Annotated in this window: 14 protein-coding genes; 5 read left to right on the top strand and 9 right to left on the bottom strand. The window is 44.2% G+C overall.

Annotated elements, in window-relative coordinates; all coding sequences use genetic code 11:
- Positions 1-18: 18 nt before the first annotated feature.
- Genes PSI23_RS08085 through PSI23_RS08070 form a run of 4 tightly spaced genes read right to left on the bottom strand, consistent with a single transcriptional unit; the run spans position 19 to position 3328 of the window.
- Positions 19-1047, bottom strand: a complete 1029-nt coding sequence (locus tag PSI23_RS08085; protein WP_273554611.1) for a TerC/Alx family metal homeostasis membrane protein — start codon at positions 1045-1047, stop codon at positions 19-21.
- Between the two features lie 27 nt (positions 1048-1074).
- Positions 1075-1530, bottom strand: coding sequence for a tellurite resistance TerB family protein (locus tag PSI23_RS08080; RefSeq protein WP_273554610.1), 456 nt, complete (start codon positions 1528-1530; stop codon positions 1075-1077).
- A gap of 41 nt (positions 1531-1571) precedes the next feature.
- The gene (locus PSI23_RS08075) at positions 1572-2738 is read right to left on the bottom strand and encodes a TerD family protein (protein WP_273554609.1); all 1167 of its coding nucleotides are present in this window, start codon (positions 2736-2738) and stop codon (positions 1572-1574) included.
- Positions 2738-3328 (bottom strand): TerD family protein, encoded by a 591-nt coding sequence (locus PSI23_RS08070; protein WP_273554608.1) that lies wholly within the window; start codon positions 3326-3328, stop codon positions 2738-2740. The genes PSI23_RS08075 and PSI23_RS08070 overlap by 1 nt, the downstream gene beginning before the upstream one ends.
- 639 nt (positions 3329-3967) lie before the next feature.
- Between PSI23_RS08070 and PSI23_RS08065 the strand changes: the two genes are divergently transcribed.
- The 5 genes from PSI23_RS08065 (at position 3968) to PSI23_RS08045 (ending at position 8462) form a co-directional block, all read left to right on the top strand.
- Positions 3968-5044, top strand: a complete 1077-nt coding sequence (locus tag PSI23_RS08065) for a phosphoribosyltransferase domain-containing protein (RefSeq protein ID WP_273554649.1) — start codon at positions 3968-3970, stop codon at positions 5042-5044.
- Positions 5037-5840, top strand: a complete 804-nt coding sequence (locus PSI23_RS08060; protein WP_273554607.1) for a hypothetical protein — start codon at positions 5037-5039, stop codon at positions 5838-5840. Before PSI23_RS08065 ends, PSI23_RS08060 begins: the two co-directional genes overlap by 8 nt.
- On the top strand, positions 5833-6912 hold the full coding sequence (locus tag PSI23_RS08055; RefSeq protein WP_273554606.1) for a cysteine protease StiP family protein: 1080 nt from the start codon (positions 5833-5835) through the stop codon (positions 6910-6912). Before PSI23_RS08060 ends, PSI23_RS08055 begins: the two co-directional genes overlap by 8 nt.
- A complete protein-coding gene (locus tag PSI23_RS08050; RefSeq protein WP_273554605.1) occupies positions 6912-7835 on the top strand; it encodes an HpcH/HpaI aldolase/citrate lyase family protein in 924 nt (307 codons plus the stop codon). Before PSI23_RS08055 ends, PSI23_RS08050 begins: the two co-directional genes overlap by 1 nt.
- 141 nt (positions 7836-7976) lie before the next feature.
- The gene (locus tag PSI23_RS08045) at positions 7977-8462 is read left to right on the top strand and encodes a tellurium resistance protein TerW (RefSeq protein ID WP_273554604.1); all 486 of its coding nucleotides are present in this window, start codon (positions 7977-7979) and stop codon (positions 8460-8462) included.
- A 57-nt stretch (positions 8463-8519) separates the two neighbouring features.
- Here the strand turns inward: PSI23_RS08045 and PSI23_RS08040 are convergent, their stop codons facing one another.
- From PSI23_RS08040 to PSI23_RS08020, 5 genes are all read right to left on the bottom strand, one after another.
- A complete protein-coding gene (locus PSI23_RS08040) occupies positions 8520-9047 on the bottom strand; it encodes a TIGR00645 family protein (RefSeq protein ID WP_273554603.1) in 528 nt (175 codons plus the stop codon).
- A 117-nt stretch (positions 9048-9164) separates the two neighbouring features.
- Positions 9165-9938, bottom strand: coding sequence for a 2,3-dihydro-2,3-dihydroxybenzoate dehydrogenase (gene dhbA, locus PSI23_RS08035; RefSeq protein WP_273554602.1), 774 nt, complete (start codon positions 9936-9938; stop codon positions 9165-9167).
- Complete coding sequence (locus PSI23_RS08030) at positions 9935-10825, bottom strand: isochorismatase family protein (protein ID WP_273554601.1); 891 nt, start codon at positions 10823-10825, stop codon at positions 9935-9937. Before PSI23_RS08030 ends, dhbA begins: the two co-directional genes overlap by 4 nt.
- A 19-nt stretch (positions 10826-10844) precedes the next feature.
- Positions 10845-12512 (bottom strand): (2,3-dihydroxybenzoyl)adenylate synthase, encoded by a 1668-nt coding sequence (locus PSI23_RS08025; protein WP_273554600.1) that lies wholly within the window; start codon positions 12510-12512, stop codon positions 10845-10847.
- On the bottom strand, positions 12509-13729 hold the full coding sequence (locus PSI23_RS08020; RefSeq protein ID WP_273554599.1) for an isochorismate synthase: 1221 nt from the start codon (positions 13727-13729) through the stop codon (positions 12509-12511). Before PSI23_RS08020 ends, PSI23_RS08025 begins: the two co-directional genes overlap by 4 nt.
- Positions 13730-13733 lie beyond the last annotated feature (4 nt).

Below are 13733 nucleotides of genomic sequence, written 5' to 3'. Positions count from 1 at the left end.
TTATTCTTAATACCGGATTTAGCTTGCGTTTTCTTTTTGTGGGAACAGCAAGCTGGCAATAATACCGGCTGCCAGAACCCCAATCACCACAAACAAGCTGCTTGTCGCTGAAATCGAATAGCCATGATGGAATATGTGCTCAGAGGCGTTCAGACCCAGTTTAATGGCGATGAAGAACAGCAAAACGATTACTGCCTTTTCCAGATGCGCCAGATACTTTCTCAATGCCTCAAGTACAAAATAGAGCGTACGCAGGCCCAAGATAGCAAACATCATGGCGCTATACACAATTAAAGGTTCCCGGCTGACAGCAATAACTGCAGGTACAGAGTCAAAGGCAAACATAACATCAGATAGTTCAACCACTGCCAGACACAGCATCAGTGGTGTAGCATAAAGCATGAATTTGCCTACTCGACCCACTTTCACATCGGCGTTTTCTGGTTTAGCCAGCTCTTCATCTACTTCTTTTTGGTTCAGCACAAAAGCATGACCGCGCAGTTTCGGCCAAATTGGGAAGAAGCGCTTTACCAGACGATAGGCAAGGTGCTGTGAGTAGTCTTCGATCTCATCGTCGTCATCACCACTTTTCAGCATCATGACTGCTGTCCAGCCAACAATAACCGCAAATAAGATTTCAACCCACGGTCCAAGTGCCAGAAGGCTTGTCCCGATGGCGACAAAAATACCGCGGAAGACGATAGCACCGATAATACCCCAATACAGAACTCGGTGACGATAGCGGTCAGGAACAGCGAACCAAGAGAAAATCGCCATGATGACAAACAAATTATCGACAGAAAGCACTTTTTCCAGTGCGTACCCTGTTACAAACAGACTCGCTGTTTCTGCACCATGATGAACATACAGAAATCCTGCGAAAACAAAAGCAATCGCGATCCAGAAAATAGACCAAAGAGCGGCACTGCGCAGCGAAATCGGCTTATCATGACGATGCATAAATAGGTCGATAAAGAGCGCACCAACCGACAGAAAAATGAATACAGCAACGGTTTCCATCGGAAAACCAATGTGCGTGGATGACATAGAGTAAGTCTCTTAAATTATCTGCGATTATAGTCCGAAGTCAGCCGGTGCAAAGCCAAGGGCTAAGCAAATTTCTCGAACCGCCTTTTTTTCGTTGTCATCAAAATCATCATCACTTTTGGCAACTGCGATACCTACGCGCAAAGCAAGCTGTGCCGCTTCCGGCTGTTGTTTCAGGGCCATGATGAATTTCATTGCTTCACCTTTGCCGATGTCAGCATCAAATTCATAGCTGCTGACCAGCTTGTTAAAAAATCCGATAATCTCTGTAGTATCGAAGACATTTAGTTCAGGGGAGTTTTTGATGAACCCTATCATTTTCTGCTTTTCTTCTGAGCTGACGCCATCGCTCGCCATGGCAACATGCGCACATACTGCTACAGTGCCTTCCATAAACTTTTTGTTTTTGAAGCGACTAACTTGATTAGTCAGTTCTTCACGTCCTGAGTTAAATGCTGATTTAATTTTGTTTAAAAAGGACATAAGCCCCTCCACTTGTTAAAAACGTCTTGTAAAAAAGAGTATTATTTACTACCGGATGTCCAACTAAAGCCCCATCCAAATGCTCTGTCCATTTCTTTATGCCCTTTGAAGTATTGATTTATACGTTCTACTTTGATGGCTCCGTTTTCATTTACAAGGCGTGCAATGGCACACATGCCTTTGTTGTTGTGACCTTCCGTCATGCGTGTTTCAATTGGTGGCTGGTCAGGGACATAGATTGTGGCTACACCGTCGGTTTTATCCCAGCTAGGTGCACCTTCATAGATAAAGGCGTAGATCAAAACTTCACTGATGTTTTTCCATTCAAGACCATTGATGTGGAGCCATTCACCGTCACTTACACTACCCGTGCGATCATCGCCCTGTAATTCTACATATGGCTCATAACGGTAATCACCAAAGCTATTCCCCAATGCCTGTACAACGCCCCGACTTCCATCCTGCAACCGGATGAATGCACCAAGATCCAAATCCACATTTTTGTTTGAACCAAACATACCCTGCAATATACCCCTTGAAGAGGATGAGGAGGTTTGATTCCAGTTCAGATTGATGCGGATTTTACCGTAGTTGTCGCGTTTATTCAGGCTGATAGCCGGCTTTTCTTTGGTCAGAGAAACTTTGCTTAAATTAACATTAATTGGCGTTGGTGCAGTGGATGCCGGAGCAGGTGTTGAGGTTGGCGCATTATCATCAATGATATCCATGCCAAAATGCTCCGCCAGTGGTTTGAGGCCGCCATTAAAACCTTGGGCTATAAAACGGAATTTCCACTCGCCATTACGGCGATACAGTTCGCCGAGGATTAAGGCTGCTTCTGGACGTCCTTGTACTTCAACATCTCCCTGCAAAATCACGCTGCTGTTCAGTTCAACCTGAATAGTTAGATTGCGCAGATTGGAAATTGTTTGGTTGCCGTCGCAGGTTACGGTGAATGCGACTTTCTGAACATCCTGACCCAATGCGGGTAAGTTGACGCTGAATGAGGTATTGATGTTGCCGCCAGTAAGACGAATGGTATTGTCGTTATTGACTGGCTGACCGTAGAACACCATGTCCGGATCGCCCTTGACTTTACCATTTGCATATAGACGAAAAGCAGAAACATCAACGGCTGAACCAGACAGAACCCGTACTGTAAGGGTTTGATTAGAAACGGGGGCATTGCCCCCAGGGGTTAAATTCATTACCACACCACCACCGTCTTAACGATCTGCGGGTACATAGCGTCAATAGTACGCTCAAGACAAGGAACGCCATGTGCCGTAAAATCCCACTGACCACCATTGCGGCGTAGAGAGGAGATGATAATGCCTGTGTGGGTCCCTTGTTCATTCAACTGATAGCGAGCCAACTCTTTACCGCTTTGATCAACGACGCGACAGAAGGAATTTTCAACATCATTGAAGGTTTGACCACGGAAACTATTAACGGTAAATACAAGGTATTCGACATTAGCGGGAAGTTTGAGCAGATCGACGCGAATAACTTCATCATCGCCATCGCCTTCTCCCGTCAGGTTGTCGCCAGTGTGTTGTATAGAACCACATTTTGATTTCAGTTGGCCGAACCACACTGTATCGATGGCATTGCCAGATTTATCAAGCATCATGCAGCTTGCATCCAGATCAATTTCATCACTGCCACTACCGAATAAGCTCGCAAGAAAGCCTTTCTTTTTGATGACAGGATCCCATCCCAGACCAAAATCTACTTTAGCCAGTGATGCGCTCTGTTTGGCGAGCGAAACTGACTGATTTTTGTTTAACGAAACCATTAATGACACCTCTATCCTGTTTGTCGGTGAATCACGGCAATTTGACGTATTAAAAAATCATAATATGACAAATAGATAGCTGAAATCTGTCATATTATGATTCCCATAAACAGTATATCTGGCTGTTAATCGTATGATAGGAAGCGATCTGGCTTCATAGTTTATGATTTCTTTTTCATAAAAAAAAGTCAAACAAATTTTACACTAAAAAATCATAATATGATTGACATATGTTTATTGCCGATTCTAGACTGCCATTTTTATCACACCAAATTAAGAGTAAATTCTGACAGTTATGGTATTTAATTATGGTTATTTAACAGATTAACATTTTGGTGACTTGGCAATCTAACCATTTAACTATTGTTTATAACTGAATATGTTTATAACTGAATAGCTGAATAGCTGAATAGCTGAATAGCTGAATAGCTGAATAGCTGAATTTGATTGATGAAAAAGAGTCATTGTTTTCATCAATCATCCGAAATGCGCTGAAATTTTTTAAAAGGCAACATCATGACTGTGTTGGGTGACACCCATGTTTATAAAAAACAAAATTATAAAAAACAAAACCATAAGAAACAGGTTGTTCAAGAACAGATTTATCAAAAAAAATTAAACAGTGGGACGTTGACGGTGATGGCTTCCCGTGGCACAGCCTCTCTGGAAACATTGTTTGATATCGCTGAACGCCGTAATCCCAAAAGGGCCTTCTTATTTGTCAGTAAGGTCTTGGGACGACATATTCCGGTCAAGCCATCAATCATGCGTTCGATTTACCAGCAATTGTCTGGGCAGTTTCCTACTAATCTTCCCGGCCCAGCCCTGTATATTGGTATGGCAGAAACGGCGGTCGGGCTAGCTGCGGGCGTGTTTCAGGAAACGAAACACAAAGTTGATGAGTCAGTTTTCTTGACTTCAACACGCCATCCCGTTGATGGAGACTTATTGTGTGAGTTTAAGGAAAATCACAGTCATGCTACGGATCATCTGATTTATTGGCCAGCAGAAAACCGCTTGCACCAAAGGGTGATAAATGCCAGAACTCTGGTTTTGATTGATGATGAAGCAACTACGGGTAACACGTTCCTGAATTTGCTGGATGCGCTGCGTAATGCAGGGCTTGAGCATATTGAACATATTGTCACCGTGACATTAACGGACTGGAGTGGAGAATCGATTGTGAAACGCAGTCCATTGCCGGTTTCTGTGGTGTCTCTGATTGAAGGAAACTGGCAGTGGGATGCTGATATATCTGCTCCTGTTCCGGTGATGCCTCCAGTTAATGTGACGGCTCGGGGAGAGGTCAGCATTATCGGCCAACAGAATTGGGGGCGTTTGGGCCTGGATGAAATTCAGTGCGATATTGGTACAACAATCAGGGCCAAAGCGGGTGAAAATGTGTTGGTATTGGGTTCCAGTGAATTTGTCTGGCAGCCGTTCCTGCTTGCTGAGCGGCTTGAGCAGGAAGGAGCATCGGTGGTGTTTGGTTCGACAACCCGTTCCCCTATCTCTTGCGGTCATGCTATTCAATCAGTAATGGCTTTTACAGATAATTACGGGCTTAGCATTCCGAATTTTCTCTACAATGTCGCGCACCAGAAGTTTGACCGTATATTGCTCTGTCTTGAAACGCCAAAATTGTCCGTTGATCCGGCGTTGATGGCACAACTTGTCCAAGTTTCTCCGGTTGTAGAGATCGTCGGATATGATTAAGCCCGTATTTTTGACCGATCTTGATGACACATTATTTCAATCTCGCCGGAAGCTGAAAGAAATATCGGATACATCGACTTTCCGGGTGGGAGCGTTGGATCGGAAAAATTCTCCCCACAGTTATATGACCGAAGAACAGTCCATGTTAGTTGATTGGTTGCTGGCTTGTGCTGAGGTTATTCCGGTCACAGCCAGAAATACAGAACAACTCAGCCGTGTACAAATTCCTTTCAGTTCTTGGCGAATTGCCTCGCATGGCGCGGTGATCCTTACGCCAGAAGGTTCTGTTGATGAGTATTGGCAATCGCACGTACTATCGGAATTGATGTCGTATCGGGATAAATTGTGTGAGTTGGAACATTTGAGCCATTGTTTGATCGCGTCTTATGGCATGGATGCATGGGCACGCATTGATTATGAGTATGGTGATATGCCGGTTTTCCTGATTATTAAACACCGTAATCAAGATAGGTTGAATGAGCTTAATATACTGGCTGAAGCCTTGGCTCAAGAGAATAAACTCCATCAATGCTTTGATTTACATAAAAATTTCTACTTTCATCAAAACAATAACAATCTTACTGTGCTGCCAAAGTGTGTTGACAAGGGCTTGGCTACTCATCACCTTTTGCAAAGGCTTCACGCCGAGAGAGGCGTTTTCCCGGTTATTGGCCTGGGAGATAGTCTGAGCGATCACCGTTTTATGCAACTTTGTGATTGGTTTGGTATGCCCCGGCAAAGTCAGTTTTCTGACATATTAATGAATGCTTTATTTGGAGCTGTAAATAATGAATAGCTTTCCCCCTTTCTCTGGGAGTTATGCTTCTGATGATGTTCAATTTCTGCTGGAACCCGTTCAAATTGAGATGACACCTGTCGATGTTAAAGAGCAGTTGATCCAGTCTGGCGTTCGTCATTATTCAGATATGTTAAGTCAGGAGCCAGAGCCAACGCCTTATCACCTTGAACTGTTTGATAAAGCGCTTGAACAAGGGGCTGTTCGACTGGCAACGGAAGTTGTTATGCTAGCCAAGGCACTGATAGCCCGCTTTGGTGATACGCCGATTGTGTTGGTCAGTTTAGTCAGGGCTGGTGTTCCTTTGGGGGTTATGTTGCATCAGGCCCTCAGAAAAATGGGCAAGCGTTCTTATCATTATGGCATCAGCATTATTCGGGATCGTGGCATTGATAATACAGCTTTATCGTATATCGAGCAGGAACATGGCACGGATGGGGTGGTATTTGTTGATGGCTGGACAGGCAAAGGTGCGATTACCACAGAACTGTCGCGATCTTTGGCGGGGCGGGACGGTTATTCAGGGATCCCTAGACTGGTGGTTTTGGCTGATCCTTGTGGCTGTTCGTGGCTGGCAGCCAGCGATGATGATTGGTTGATTCCTTTTGGCATTATGGGGGCACCGGTATCGGGTCTGATATCGCGTTCGATCTGGTGTGAAGAAGGTTTGCACGGTTGTATGCAGTGTGATCACCTGATCAAGTTTGAATGCAGTCGCTTGTTGGTGGATACTGTTGCTGATTGGCGAGATCAATTGGATGTGGCCACTATACCCGAAGCTGTTTGGTTGTCGCAGGAAAAAGCGCCTTTGCAGCAATTGAGCAAAACAGTGATTTCCGATCTTGTTGAAAAATACCGGATTGACAGTATTAACCGAATTAAACCCGGTATTGCAGAAGCAACCCGCGCAGTATTACGGCGTGTGCCAGAACATGTACTTGTGCGTTCTCAGGATGATCCTGATGTTGCCCTATTGGTTCACTTAGCACGTCAGAAAAATGTAGTGATTACGGAAGTCGGTGCTCTAATAGGTCAATATCGTGCTGTAACTATCATCAAAAAGGTCGTCTGATGAAACCGATTCCTTCTCCATACCAACTTGGCGCCACTCTGTATATACCTGCTACCCGCCAAAATATTGCAGAAATTGTATTGCAGAATAAGATCCCTAATCTGCGTTCTCTGGTTATTTGTCTGGAAGATGCGGTCAGTGAGCAGGAGATTCCTGCTGCCATCGAAAATCTCAGGGAGATTATGCAAGCATTGGCGGAAGCTGATAGTTTTTCTTCTAATGCCGAAAGCCATCGTCCCCTGATTTTTATCCGGGCGCGTAATGAAATGATGGCGAAATATCTGGTTGCCAATGTGAATCTCAGTGCCATTGATGGACTGGTTTTACCCAAATTTACCCACGCTTCATTATCCGGTTGGTGGGATATCATTGGTCCAACTCATCTGTGCATCATGCCAACACTGGAAAGTGAAGAGGTGTTTGATGTTCAGAAAATGAATCAGCTTGCCGACATTCTCAAAATTCACCCTTGCAAGGATCGCATTATTGCCTTACGCATTGGCGGTAATGATCTGATGAATGTTATGTCTCTGCGGCGCTCCCGTAATTTCACCCTTTATGATGGTCCAATGGGATATGTCATTAAAATGTTGATTGCCGTTTTTGTTGCACGGGGATTTGTCCTGACTGCGCCAGTTTGTGAGCATATTGACGACTTGAAATTGCTTGAGAAAGAGCTTGAGTTAGATATTGCCCACGGTCTGGTGGGAAAAACGGCCATACATCCAAGGCAGATTAAATGCATCCAACGAGCGTTGATGGTCAGCGCCCATGATCACGCTGAAGCGCTGAATGTTCTCAGTTCCAGTAAGGCTGTTTTTAAATCACAGGGAGTGATGTGTGAACCTGCCACCCATCAACGCTGGGCGGTGAATATTCTTGCGAGAGCAGAACATTATGGTATAGAGCCTGAAGCAGCATAGAACCCGGAACAGGTAAAATATTATTAATGATTTTAATTTGTTTTGATATTGATTTACCTGTGATAGTGGTTATTCTGAAAATTATTTTTTAGTTAATAGTAGGAAGTTTAGGGGTTTTTACCCCTAACTTGGTAATAAAAAATGCTGCTCAATCCCAAACAATTCAGAAATTTTAAGTTAACTTTATTACTTTCACATGGCAAACCGGTTAGTAAAGTTAAGATCATTAGGGAACTCAATTGTTCGGAGCCAACATTAACGCGTGCATTACGGGAATTGAGAGATCTTTACTGCGCTGATATCCGGTTTAGCAAAATGGGTAATACCTATCAGTTAGTTGATAAAGGAATGCTGGCCAAGAAGGATGTGAAAAGGATTGAAGAATTGCTTGTCCAGCATCTCAGCTTCAAAGCTGAAGAAGCCACCAGTCATGTTTTCCTTGATAAAGAGAAGAAAAAGCCTATTTCTCTTTCTCTGAGAATGTCTGTGCTCAGAAAAATTGATGGTCTGGCCAATCGTCTGGAAACAACCAGAAGTGAAGTGGTTGAAATGGTGGTGGATCAGTTTATTGAAAAGTTGTTAAAAGAGAATATGAACGGGAGCATATCAAAGCGGCGAATCCCCTGATGCCAACCGATTGAATTCAATTGGCGTCAGGAGATGCTTGTTAATTTGATTGATCACTTAGTGATGATTGCGGGTAATTTTATCAAGGTATCCCATTATAAATGCAGATAAAACGAAGGTGAGGTGAATAATGACATACCACATAAGTTTATTGTCTGGCAATGACTGGGCTTCCATAAAGATACGCAGCAAGTGAATGGAAGAAATAGCGACAATTGAGGCTGCAACTTTACTCTTGAGTGAAGAGGCATCCATTGTCCCCAACCAACTCAGTTTTTCTTTGTGTGCGTCGATATCCAGACGTGAGACAAAGTTTTCGTAGCCAGAAAACATCACCATGACCACCAACCCACCAACCATAGCCATATCTATCAGAGAAAGCAGTTTCAGGATTAGGAGAGCTTCGGTCATTTCTACAATTTTACCGTGAGAATCAATATACTTGCCTAATAGAGTCATGGCTATGGTATAGATTTCATGGAAGAAAGTTCCCGCAAGAGCAAGTAATGCCAATGATAAGCCGAAATAAACTGGTGCAAGTAGCCAACGAGAGGCGTACATCATATTTTCAAAAAAACGTTCCATTGTGTGTTCTATAAGTTACAAAAAGGATAAAAAGAGCGGCAGTATAACCTGAATTTAGGTTAATTAATAACTAGGATATATTTTCGTTTGGGTAATATTTAATGGTGATTTTTCAGCTCAGCTACCCAAAGTTGCACCACCATCAACGACAATATCCTGCATGGTGATATGACTGGCGAGATCAGAAGCAAGGAAAAGAACCGCATCTGCAATTTCCTCCGGCAAGGCAATTTTTTTCAAAGGAATACCTACCTTAAACTTGTCAGGAAAGCCATCAATCATGCTTTGTCTGGATGCCGCGCTTTGCCGCATATCATTTCTCCACATGGCATGTAACATTGGCGTATCCGTTGAACCGGGAGAAACCAGATTACAGCGCACACCGTAGGGAGCCAATTCAAGCCCGACACTCTGACACAAGCTGCGCATGGCAGCTTTAGAAGCACCATAAGCAGACATTTCAACTCTTGGAACATGAGCGGAGTTCGAGCAAATAGAAACAATATTTCCACTGTGTTGTCGTTGAAATTGCGGGATCACGGCTTGAAATAGGTTAAACGCTCCGCCGGCATTGACGTTGAAACATTGTTGCCAATCTTCCCAGCTCAGGGTTTCTGTACGTCCTGTGCGCAGGATGCCAGCACCATTGACCAGCACATCTAAGTGAGGTTCTGCTGTGAGTAATTCCCGGCAGAGCCGACTCACGGAGATATGGTCACTGACATCTAACTTATAGGCAGTAAAAGGCAAATCAGGATCGGGAAATGCCAGATCCAATCCGATGACATTCGCTCCGGCCTGACTGAATCGACTGGCAATGTGATAGCCGATGCCACGTCCTGCCCCTGTGACCCAAACATGTTTACCGCTGAAATCAAAAGTTATGTTCATTGTTTGGACTCTGGTTTACCAGTCAGCAGAATGAGCCAGTTTGCTAATGTTGGGGTTTTCATTAGTGAGATAAAATCGATCTGATGATGACTCTCATAGCGCCAGCGTGCCGCCAGTGACATGATGTTCACCGAGTCGAGACCGTAATCCAGCATATTTTCATGATCATCAATATCACCGCAATCATCATCCAATAGAGGTAAAATTTCAGCTCGGAGACGTTCACGCGTCCATTCAGGTTGAACAGGTTGCGGGGATAGTTCATTAAGCAGTGTTTCTGTTGTCAGTACACGACCACAGCGACCGGCAATATAACGTAATGCCATGATGTGCTCATCGTGGCTGAAATCTGCCAGTGCATCAGCGATAAAAAAAGGTTGGATATCACGCATAAAGGCATCTGTGGCTGTTGTCATGCAACCAATATGCGCATAAATACCGCAGATGATTAATTGATCACGCCCCATAACTTTCAGTTGTTGCTCCAAATCTGAGCGTTGAAAGGCACTATAATGCCATTTGGTTAATACAGTGTCATCACTTTCAGGCGTCAATGCTTCAGTAATGCTTTGCTGTTCAGGATACTGATTTAATCCCGCTCCCCACATATCATTCAGCAATCCTCGGTCTCCATTGCTCTGATGATTGGGCTGGGCTGTGTAAAAAACCGGTATTCCCTGCTTTTTACATATGGTTTTTAGGCGCGCAATATTATTGATAACCTGCTTCACCAGCGGGCTGTCAGCCTGCCAAAAATTGAGGAAATAATTTTGCATGTCATGAATGAGTAGCACGGCACGCTTGCCATCAAGTGACCAATTCACTTTATTGGTTGGTAATTCTTGAGTGGTGGGGAGAAGATAATCATTAAGTGTTGGAATACTCATTTTATACCTCTGTGATACGTTAGGGGGCGGCATGAATGAATGTGCTGCGTGCGATTTGGCGTAATTTCTGTTTATCAATTTTTCCGACAGGCGTCATAGGAAGGGACGGAACGTTTTCAAAACGGTCGGGAAGTTTGTAATCAGCGATACCTTGCTCACGTAAAAAGCGCCGCAATATGGCTGACTTTACCTCTTCGCGGGTAACGACATAGGCGCAACTTTTTTCGCCCATCAGTGAATCAGGAATAGCGATCAATGCGACATGCAGCACGAGTGGATGGCGTAACAGTAAATTCTCTATTTCCTCTGCCGCAATCTTTTCGCCCCCACGATTAATTTGATCTTTTTCCCTACCGACAACTTTTAGATAACCTTTCTCTGTTTGAATAACTAAATCACCCGAACAGTAAAAACCATTTTCATCAAACACTTGGCTGTTATATAGATGACTTTGGTAGTATCCACGGAAAGTATAAGGCCCACGAGTCATCAGCAGGCCAGGAGTGTCATGTGGTAGTGGGTTACCCAGAGAGTCGGAGACCCACACTTCATCATCATCACTAATCGGACGGCCCTGTGTAGTGAAAATGGTTTGTTCGTCATCATCTAAACGTGTGTAGTTAACCAACCCTTCAGCCATGCCAAATATCTGTTGTAATTGGCAACCCAGTTCTGAAGGTATCCTCCGTGCCAGTGATTCACTCAGGCGAGCACCTCCTACCTGCAATAACGCCAGGCTTTCAATGGGTGATTTATCCCCTGTCAGTGCGATGGCTTCCAGCCACAGGCTTACCGCAGGAGGTACTAAAGCAGTAACATTAATCCGATGCTGTTCAATCAAAGGGAAGCAACTTGATGGACTGGGATCATTAGCCATAATCACCTGTCCCCCTGCATAAAAAACCCCTAATGCTCCCGGTGAACTCATCGGATAATTATGTGCGGCAGGGAGGGCGCACAAATAGCGTGTTTGCCCATTGAAATGGCAGATATCAACGCTGGCACGAATACTGTAGTAGTAATCATTGTGAGTTCGGGGGATCAGCTTGGGGATACCTGTACTGCCACCCGATAGCTGGAAAAAAGCCACTTCGTTCGCTGGCGTGGGTGTAGCGATAAAATTGTCTGTTTTTTCATCAGATAATGCGGTTAAATCTATTGGGCTGAGGTTATCTCCCCGCAGAAATATATTTGTCAGTGAAGAGTTGCGGGTATGCAGTTCGTGAATAAAAACATCATCAGAAAATAGTGAATGGCTACGGTCTGCAATCAAGAGTGAGGGTTTAATTTGCTCGGCATAAGCCAATAGCTCACTACGCTGGTGGCTGAACAGCGCATTGGCGGGAACCACGCCCAAACGCAGTAAAGCAAAAAAGGTGATATAAAATTCCGCGATATTGCCTAGCTGCACCAATGCGGTTTGCCCATGCCGGACACCACGGTGCTTGAGGGAAGCCGCAAGATTATCCGCCAGCTGATTGAGCTGACGATAGCTATATTGTTGATAGATATATTGTTGATAGCTGTATTGATGATTAGCGGATTGATGATTTGAGCAAACCAGCGCGATATTTTCGTTGTCAGCCTGACGACTGAGTATGTCGCAAAGGGGAAGGTCCAGCCAGTAGCCACGTTGACGATAACGCTGTGACAATGCTTCAGGCCAGCGATTAAATTCAATACTCATAACACACGTTCCTTACTCTCAGATAATCCTAGTGCTTGTAGCATGGTGCCAAGTTTCACTCCGGTTTCTTGCCATTCGGCATTGGGTTGGGAGTCAGCAACGATGCCCGCTCCGGCAAAGAGCCGAATATGGTTTTCGAATACTTCTCCACAGCGAATAGTAACAACCCATTCGCCATTACCCTTGGCATCACACCAACCGACAATGCCGCCAAAATAGTTTCGTTTGAAAGGTTCGAGTTGAGCGATGAGTTCGTATGCTTGTTCTCTTGGGGCTCCACAAAGCGCTGGTGTTGGATGGAGTAAACTGGCAATTGAAAGGGAATCTGCATGTTTGTTGCATAATTCGCTGCGTATTTCTGTGGCGAGGTGCCAGAGTAAAGGAGTACTGAATATTGAAGGCGAATCAGGGATCATCAGTTCAGTACAATGTTCAGTGAGTGCGGTTCGTATCGCATTAATTACTAATTGATGTTCATGCTGATCTTTAGCTGAATGCAGCAGCGATTGGCGTAAGGCGTTATCTTCTACGATATTGCGGCTTCTGCGTGACGAACCAGCCAGTGGTTGAGAAATAATGGTATTGCCCTGTTTACGTAGTAGAAGTTCCGGGCTGGCACCAATTAAAGTGCTGTTCTCTAGCGGAAGATGAAAGTTGTAGCTATAAGGGTTTTGGGCATTAAGCTGCATAAAAAGCCGGATAGTGTCAGGCTTCCGATCAAATTCAATATCCAGTAGGCGCGAAAGGACGACCTTATCAAGCAGACCATGATGTATGGCATCAACTGCCTGAAAGACCATCTGGCAAAACTCTTCTTTTTCCGGCCATAAATGGCTCTGCTGCAATTGCAACCGTGACATGGGGGACAGAGCGGAAAAATGTAAGGTTTCCCGTTCTAACCAACGGTGTTCATAAGGTATATAGAGAGCAGACGGTTGTTGTTTATCAAAAGGAATTGCCCCTACTGCAATGGGGTTTTTAATTCCCGCCTGTTCAGCCTGATGGAATAATTGAGACAGATTGTCACTTAATGAGTTACCACTTAATGAATTGCCACTTAATAAATTGCCAATATCATCATGATGATTGGCAGGCGTTGTTATTTTGGTAAAACATCCTTGTGCATGCAGGCTTTTATTTGAGGATAAGAACACAAAATCATCACAACTAAAGCCCAGTAATTCGGATGTGTGATATTCAGTTGTTAAATTAAGCACGATG

This window comes from Xenorhabdus yunnanensis, assembly GCF_028598805.1.
In the GTDB taxonomy this organism is placed as follows: domain Bacteria; phylum Pseudomonadota; class Gammaproteobacteria; order Enterobacterales; family Enterobacteriaceae; genus Xenorhabdus; species Xenorhabdus yunnanensis.
This window is presented reverse-complemented; position numbering and strand designations above follow the sequence as displayed.